Annotated in this window: 4 protein-coding genes; 1 reads left to right on the forward strand and 3 read right to left on the reverse strand. The window is 37.7% G+C overall.

What is annotated here, in order from left to right; all coding sequences use genetic code 11:
- Positions 1-92: 92 nt before the first annotated feature.
- On the reverse strand, positions 93-1,553 hold the full coding sequence (gene murC, locus H6G44_RS17270; protein WP_190387762.1) for a UDP-N-acetylmuramate--L-alanine ligase: 1,461 nt from the start codon (positions 1,551-1,553) through the stop codon (positions 93-95).
- A 555-nt stretch (positions 1,554-2,108) separates the two neighbouring features.
- On the opposite strand from murC, the gene H6G44_RS17275 reads away from it, so the two are divergent.
- Entirely contained in the window at positions 2,109-3,122 is a 1,014-nt protein-coding gene (locus H6G44_RS17275; RefSeq protein WP_190387763.1) for a type I glyceraldehyde-3-phosphate dehydrogenase, read from the forward strand.
- Positions 3,123-3,283: 161 nt separating this feature from the next.
- Here H6G44_RS17275 and thiL read toward each other — a convergent pair whose 3' ends face one another.
- Positions 3,284-4,324 (reverse strand): thiamine-phosphate kinase, encoded by a 1,041-nt coding sequence (thiL, locus tag H6G44_RS17280; protein WP_190387764.1) that lies wholly within the window; start codon positions 4,322-4,324, stop codon positions 3,284-3,286.
- Positions 4,325-4,521: 197 nt separating this feature from the next.
- On the reverse strand, positions 4,522-6,953 hold a 2,432-nt coding region (locus H6G44_RS17285; protein WP_190595380.1), incomplete at its 5' end, for a COR domain-containing protein.

Genomic DNA, 6,953 nt, shown 5'->3' on the forward strand with positions numbered 1-6,953 from the left:
ACTTCTGACTCAGTGACTCGGCACTACATTGCCGTATAAGTTTGATATAGCAGTGAACTTAGGAAAAACACTGCTAGAGGGAAATTCTGAACCTAAGATGTAGCAATTGCTGGTTCACTCATCATAGTAATGAGTTCGGGAATAGCTTGATTCAAGTTACCCGCACCTAAAAACAATGCCAAATCCCCCGGACATAAGGTTTGCAGTAAAAACTCACTAACCAAAGATAAAGTTGGTTGATAAACTACTTCAGGATTATGTTTACTAATTGCAGTAGCTAAATCCTGTCCACTCACTTGTCCTAAATCAGGTTCACCCGCACTGTAAATATCCGTTAGCACGACTAAATCAGCATGGGTAAAGGACTCAGCAAACTCCTCTAAAAAAGTTAATGTCCGGGTATAACGATGGGGTTGGAAAATAGCAACCACCCTTTGTCCCGGTCTAGCTTGAAGACGGGCTGCGGCTAGAGTAGCACGAATTTCACTAGGATGATGGGCATAGTCATCAATAAAAGTTACCCCAGCAGCCTCACCCCGGAACTCAAACCGTCGTCTTGCACCTTCAAAGGTAGCAATACCGTGGGCAATTTCCCCAAATTCTAAACCTAAAGCTCTACCCACAGCTACTGCGGCCAGAGAATTGCTGAGGTTGTGATGACTCAGTAACTGTAAATTTAATAACCCCAAAGCTTTGCCTTTTTCCCACACCAAAGCCGTCGTACCATCAGCACGATAATCTATATTGGTAACGGTGTAATCAGCACCTTTTTCCGGGTAAAGACTATAACTAATGGTTGGTTTAAAGCGATCGCGCACTGTGTGACAATCAATACTTCCTACCAAGGTTTTGCAACCTTGAGCAAAGGTCTGGAAGGTATCAATTACCTCTTCCAATGACTCGTAGTGGTCAGGATGATCTAATTCAATATTAGTAATAATACCAATCTCTGGGGCGTGTTTCACCAGAGAACCATCGGACTCATCCGCCTCTGCTACTAAATAACGGCTTGCTCCCATTCTAGCATTACCTTCCCAAGCCTTAACTTCACCACCGACCAAAATTGTCGGATCAAGTCCAGCTTGCAACAGCATATAACCAATCATACTACTAGTGGTAGTTTTGCCATGAGTTCCTGCCACAGCAATACTGTAATAATCAGCAATTAAGGCTGCAAGAACATCAGAACGATGCCAAATTGGGCAACCTAACTCCAGTGCGGCTTTATATTCCAAATTATTCGCATTAATGGCGGTGGAACAAACAACTTGTGGTAAAATAGTGTTTAAAGCGGACAACTTTTCTGGAGAAGTTAAAAGTACATGATCAGCGGATATTTTAGGCAGAAAAAATTCCAAATTATTTGCTTCTTGTCTACTAAAAATATGAGCGCCCAAAGATTCTAACTTGTGCGTAATATGGTTAGCCCGTAAATCTGAACCTGATATCGGTAATTGACGTTTGGTTAGAACATAAGCCAAAGCAGACATTCCAATCCCACCAATACCAATGAAATGAAATGGTCTACCACTAAAATCTATAGAATTACTCATTTTATTCACCTTTTACACCACACCACACCGGAATCACATGAGACACGCTGTATCATACCAGGATTTTGATTTTTACAAATACAAACTATCTCATTCAAAATATTCATCCCTGATTATTTTGATTTTGGTTTTGTCTTCTGAGCCAGACTACCCCCCTATTGAAAATTTCTGCTGTTTCTAATCTGCTCATAAGATTATTCTGAAAATATCCGCTACATCGGGAAAGAAATTTTTGTAAATTTAAATACATTTTGTTATGGCTTTTTGCGAACTAAGTGATATAGGTTTGGGCATAGCAATTTACATTACTTACCAAAAGCCTTTGTTGGAATTGATTACAATAGTACACTGGTAGTGAAATTATTGTTTAATTTATAGAAATCATATTTATTTAACTAATGGGTAATTGGCCCCTTGACTCTTGGTGATTATAAATAAAATTCTGTATTTTTTTGTTGCTTTAGAACTTTCTCGTTATAAATAGCTTCCCCATTTGCGATATGATCAGGGTCATCGACATCAACTTATAGGCATAAATACAGAGGGCAAGACACTGTGATTAGAGTTGCAATTAACGGTTTTGGGCGCATTGGACGTAACTTTGCTCGTTGCTTGGTGGGCAGAAAAAATAGCCAGATCCAACTGGTCGGTATTAATGACACATCTGACCCTAGAACTAATGCTCACCTGCTTAGATATGACTCCATGTTGGGCAAGTTAGAAGGTGTAGATATTAGTGCTGATGATAATTCTATCACCATTAATGGTAATAAGGTTAAATGTGTATCTGACCGCAATCCAGATAATTTACCCTGGAAAGACTGGGGAATTGACCTGATTATTGAATCAACAGGTGTTTTCACTAGTAAAGAAGGGGCAATGAGGCACGTAAAGGCCGGAGCTAAAAAGGTTCTGATTACCGCTCCTGGCAAAAATGAAGATGGTACTTTTGTAGTTGGTGTCAATCATCAAGATTATGACCACAATGTCCATAACATCATTAGTAACGCTAGTTGTACAACTAATTGTTTAGCTCCCATTGCCAAGGTATTGGATGAAAAATTTGGTATCATCAAAGGTATCATGACCACTACCCACAGCTACACAGGTGATCAACGTTTACTAGACGCTTCCCACCGTGATTTACGTCGGGCTAGAGCAGCAGCTATCAATATTGTTCCTACTTCTACTGGTGCGGCAAAAGCTGTAGCTTTGGTACTTCCTCAATTAAAGGGCAAGCTCAATGGTGTGGCTTTGCGTGTACCAACTCCTAACGTTTCTATGGTGGATTTTGTGGTGCAAACTGAGAAGCGCACTATCGCTGAGGAAGTTAACCAAGCTCTTAAAGAGGCTGCTGAGGGTTCTCTCAAAGGCATTTTAGGTTACACTGAGTTGGAATTAGTGTCTTCTGACTATCAAGGTACAAATGAATCTTCTATCGTTGATGCCAGTTTAACCATTGTTATGGGCAATGACATGGTAAAAGTTATGGCATGGTATGACAATGAGTGGGGTTATAGCCAACGAGTTCTTGATTTGGCGGAATTAGTGGCTGAAAAGTGGGTTTAATTGTTCTTTGTTAGTTGTTCTTTGTCAGTTGTTGATTGTTAGTTGTTGATTGTTAGTTGTTCTTTGTTAGTTGTTCTTTGTTTCAATACCACTGACCACTAACCACTGACCACTAACCACTAACCACTAACTACTAACCACTAACCACTAACTACTAACCACTAACCAAAATGTTGAAATCCCCGACTAAAGCTTAAAATCTGATCGGGGATTTCTGCTTGTTTATCGTGTAAAATTACTGTTGAAGTTGGTGTAATTGTACCAATTATGGCTGCACCTTGTCCTAGTTTTTGTACTAATGTTAATGCTGGTTCTGGTGGTAAACACAGGACTAATTCAAAATCTTCACCACCATATAGGGCATATTCTAATGATTTTTCCGATGTTAACCACTCAGCAAAAGCCCATGAAAAGGGTATTTGGCTAGATTCTATAATGGCGCCGACTTGACTGGCTCGACAAATTTGTAATATTGCGTCTGCTAAACCGTCGCTACTATCCATACCAGCAACAGTAATTTGAGAGTTTAGATTTTGGGTTTTGCTTTGGTTCTCTAGAATTTCCCACAAAATAGGTAAGACATCTAGCCGGGGGTTAGGACGCTGGTGAGCGGTGATTAAAGCTGTCTTGGCTTCGGTTTTGAGGTTTTGAGCTATTTCGGGATGTAAGAGCAATTCTAAGCCCGCACGGGACGCTCCATGTATACCTGTAATAACAATAGCATTTCCTACTTGAGCAGTGCCACGACGGATGATTAAATTGGGGTCAACTTGACCAAATACTGTAATTGCTAAAGTAGTAATGGGCGATCGCACAATATCACCACCAACTATGTTAGTATGATACTTTGATAAGCATTCTGTCATGCCTTGATACAATTGTTCAACCCAACTTACGGTTACATCACCAGGTAAACCTAGTCCCACTGTTATTCCTAAAGGAGTTGCTCCCATTGCGGCTAAGTCGGATAAATTCGCCGCCGCAGCCCGCCAACCCGCATCCTGAGGAGAGGTGGTAACATCACTAAAATGCACACCTTCAACGAGCATATCAGTGGTAACTATTAAACATTTATTCGACTCTGTGGCTAATACTGCACCATCATCACCAATGATACCCGGTGGACAAAAATGTTGTAATTTTTCTAAAAGTCCTTGTTCACCAATATCTCGAACTCGTAGGGAAGATAAATTATGATCCATAATTAAATTTACTCATTATTTTACAGATTAAAATCAAAGAGTTATTTAGAAAAATAATTTTATCTCCTCATTTTCCTGATTTGATGATAATTGTATTTTGATACTGTTGATGATTTTCCTCCAAGGACGACAGAGAAAGAGTCAGGGACGTAAATATAAATAATTTACCTCCCGCAGAGAGAGGAATAAAGAGTAATTTATTCTGCTTCTATAAATCCTTTGATAGTTTCCGCAGGAATGGTAAAAGCAGGATGATTAAATATTGTTTTTAATGCTTCTAAACCACCCGCTTTAAGTGCAGCTATTAATCTGTCTTTTAACGTGGGGTTGCTTTTAATTTCCTGTTCAATGGTGTTGGTAATTTCTTGGGGTGTTGCTGTGGGGTTGGTTTTAGATAATTGATTAAGTAGTTGTTGAATTTCTGCTGCTGCGTCTGCTAAATTCTGTTTTTGTTCTGGTGTGTAATTAGTTTGATTAAATGTTACATTACTACCAGATTGGGCTGTGTCTACAAATTGGATATTTCCTGTTTGTTGATATTTAGATTGATAAGATTCTGACATGGAATTATTCTCTGATTCTAGTTTGTTATTAATCACAATATTTACACTATTATATGATCGTTCTTTATCCCTGTCAAGTTCATTTTGTAAAGGTGAAACTGGGATTTGCAGTTCTCTATTTGATTCTTGAACTGATAAGTTTACATCATCAATTAACCTCCGAACATTAACCATTTCATAACTCTGATCACACTCAACTTGATAACGACCAGCACCCAAACGCTTACGCAATGATTCTAATTGATAAGTATGGGGTGTCTGACTTCCTATACATTTTTTGCAGTTACAAGGAACAAGAATCTGATACCGCAACCGTTCAAAAGAACTATGGATTTTTTCAAGTTCATGGGTAATGATAGTTAGTAAGTCTTTTTTGCGATTTCCTGCTAAACGGATTTTAATTTCCTTTTGATTGTAGTTTTGAATTATTTCAGCGCGAGTTTGATCTTTATTGATAATAACACCATTTCTCCAAACTTGTTTTTGTTCTTCAATCCAAGGGTGTATTTCCACAATAAAACTGGTAATAATACCTTTAGGCAAAAAGTCGTATTCATAGCGTAAAATTAAATTATTATCTGGATTCCATCTGTATTCAGGTTGGTTGATATCGAGTAATTGAGGTGCAATATATTGATATTGTCGATATTGTCGGGGAATTGGATAACATAGTTTAAACCGTATCATCAATTGTAGCAGTTCATCTCTCATATCTTTATATTTTTCATCTTCCCAAATTTCCGCCAGATTTTCTTGGGTAAAACATCCTAAATTTTTAACCACATTTTTATTATCTAGCACTTTATAAACTGCTGTAGTTCCCCATTCTGGTTTGAGAATAACATAGTGTTTTAGTATAGGATCTTTTTGGAAATGTAAGCAAACACCAAGATCATGTAAATACTGACTTAGGCGCTTCATGTCTTGACTATCTGTTAAATTATTGAGTTTACAAAAATCACGATATTCTGTAAAACTAATATAGTTACGAGGATTATTTTCTAAAGCAAAACGGACTCTTACCCAGATTTTGGGTAGAGGTTCACCAACATGAGGAAGTTGCTTAATATATTGCTGAATGTTGTTTTTAATTTCTGTTAAACCCCTATTGTCAGCTAAATTAGTTGGTAAAAATTCTTTGAGATTCAGAAATTCCCCCCGTAATTCGCGTTCATTAACTTCGCATTGACGTTTATCTTTTTCATTTTTAATAATAAGAACTGGGCTATTATCACTCAATAATTCAACAATTTTTAGCCAATAATAAAAATCCGTATTTTCTTTACGATCATCTGCAACTAAAGCATAAAGAGAACGGGAAGTTAGAAAAAATTGGTGGGTTTGATGATAGATTTCTTGTCCACCAAAATCCCAAATATTAACGCGAAATTCTTGACCATGATCTAGGTTGAATTTCCATTGAATGACATCAATACCTTCTGTTGATTTTTCATCTGATTGAAGTTGGTATTTTTCATCTTCAATTTTTTTGGCTAGAGAGGTTTTACCCGCACCTCCTTCACCAATAATCAATAATTTTGCTTCATATAAAGGTTCTGTTTCTTGTGGATCTTGTACCCGAAAATAGAAGTCGAGGATTTCTTGAATATTACCTGGATTTTCATACCATTCCTTTGGTCCTAAAATTTCTGGGGGAATAGGAACTGGATTATTACGTAAATCGAGAGATTGGAGATTAGTAAGTTGGACTATTTCCCGTGGTAAACTGCTGATTTGATTATAAGAAATGTCGAGAGATTGGAGATTAGTAAGTTGGACTATTTCCCGTGGTAAACTGCTGATTTGATTATAAGAAATGTCGAGAGATTGGAGATTAGTAAGTTGTCCTATTTCCGGTGGTAAACTGCTGATTTGATTATTACGTAAATCGAGAGATTGGAGATTAGTAAGTTGGACTATTTCCGGTGGTAAACTGCTGATTTGATTACCACCAATGTCGAGAAATTGGAGATTAGTAAGTTGTCCTATTTCCGGTGGTAAACTGCTGATTTGATTAAAAGAAATGTCGAGAGATTGGAGATTAGTAAGTTGGACTATTTCCGGTG

This window comes from Aphanizomenon flos-aquae FACHB-1287, assembly GCF_014698755.1.
Taxonomy (GTDB): Bacteria; Cyanobacteriota; Cyanobacteriia; order Cyanobacteriales; family Nostocaceae; genus Dolichospermum; species Dolichospermum flosaquae.

Coding starts and splice junctions, on each gene's coding strand:
- murC (WP_190387762.1), bottom strand. CDS start 1,553: ATGAGTAATTCTATAGATTTTAGTGGTAGACCATTTCATTTCATTGGT.
- thiL (WP_190387764.1), bottom strand. CDS start 4,324: ATGGATCATAATTTATCTTCCCTACGAGTTCGAGATATTGGTGAACAA.